Source organism: uncultured Amaricoccus sp. (assembly GCF_937858865.1).
Taxonomy (GTDB): Bacteria; Pseudomonadota; Alphaproteobacteria; order Rhodobacterales; family Rhodobacteraceae; genus Amaricoccus.
The window spans coordinates 1-1,173 of sequence record NZ_CALLYO010000214.1 but is presented as its reverse complement, the minus strand read 5'-3'; the positions used below and the strand labels follow the sequence as shown (position 1 = coordinate 1,173).

The following is a 1,173-nucleotide window of genomic DNA, read 5'->3' as shown; positions in this document are numbered from 1 at the left end:
CGCCCGGGCCGCCTGGATGAGGTGCTGTCTTTCGTCAGCGACAGATTCGACCTCGGCTTCGTGGGCGCGGCGGCGCTGATCGAGGCCACCGGATCGGTCCTCGAATACCCGAACTGCAACCGCGACCCCCTGCCCCAGTGGTCGTTGGGCCGGGTGAGCCTGCTCGGCGACGCCGCGCACCCGATGTATCCGATGGGTTCGAACGGTGCCGGTCAGGCGGTCCTCGACGCCACGGCGCTGGCCCGGCACCTCTCCTCCGGGATGCCGGCCGCCGAGGCGCTGGCGGCCTACGACGCAGAACGCCGTCCGCCCACCGCCGCCATCGTCCAGTCGAACCGCAAGGGCGGCCCGGAGGGCGTGATCGATCTGGTCGAAGCCCGGGCGCCGGACGGGTTCGAGGATATCGACGCCGTCGCCAGCTATGCGGAACGGCAGGCGATCGTGCGCGGCTACGCCTCGCTGGCGGGCTTCGCGCGGGAGCAGGTGAACCGACCCGAGCCAGTGGCACCCTCGGGGGAGCAGGCGCCACGGCTGGTAGTCCAAGGCAAGCATTTTCAGGACCAAGGAGAGAGCAGATGAGCGCTCGAACTCGGATGAAGAGTATCGCCTGCACCTGTGTCGCCGCCTGCGGCCTGGTGAAGGGGTATCTCGCAAGGCTTCCCGCGTTGCCGCACGTGACCGCAGAGGGACGCGCGGCTTGACACGCTGGCGGATCCGACGAGCGAGCTCCGGGACTGGCTATCGCTGCGTGACAGGTCGTTCCGCGCGCGGGGCGAATCGGCCCGCCGTTGTCACGCCATCGCGCTCTCCGCACGCGGATGCCGCTCCGCCACGCACTGGCTGTGGTCGCCCAGCACCTCGATCACGCGGCAATCCGATACCACCCCGCCCGCGCATTGCCGGAGCATGCACTCGAGTTCGGCCTGCAGGGACTGCAGACGCGCGATCCGTGCCTTGACGTCTTCGAGATGACGCAAAGCGATGGCGTCGACCTCGTCGCAGGGCATGTCCGGCCGGTCGGCCATGTGCAGCAGATCGCGGATCGCCTCTATCGAGAAGCCGAGGTCGCGGGCGTGCCGGATGAAGGCGAGCCGGTCGATGTCGGCGCGGGTGTAGAGCCGCTGGTTGCCCTCCGAGCGGTCGGGCCGCGGCAGCAGGCCGATCTGCTCGTAG

The 1,173-nt window shown here is 69.7% G+C and carries 2 protein-coding genes; one reads left to right on the top strand and one right to left on the bottom strand.

Annotation, left to right across the window (positions count from 1 at the left end; genetic code table 11):
* Window positions 1–579, top strand: a 579-nt coding sequence (locus Q0112_RS05805; RefSeq protein ID WP_297972677.1) for an FAD-dependent monooxygenase, incomplete at its 5' end; no start/stop codon positions are given.
* Window positions 580–791: 212 nt separating this feature from the next.
* Here Q0112_RS05805 and Q0112_RS05800 read toward each other — a convergent pair.
* The coding region (locus Q0112_RS05800) for a helix-turn-helix domain-containing protein (protein ID WP_297972674.1) at window positions 792–1,173 on the bottom strand (382 nt) is incomplete at its 5' end.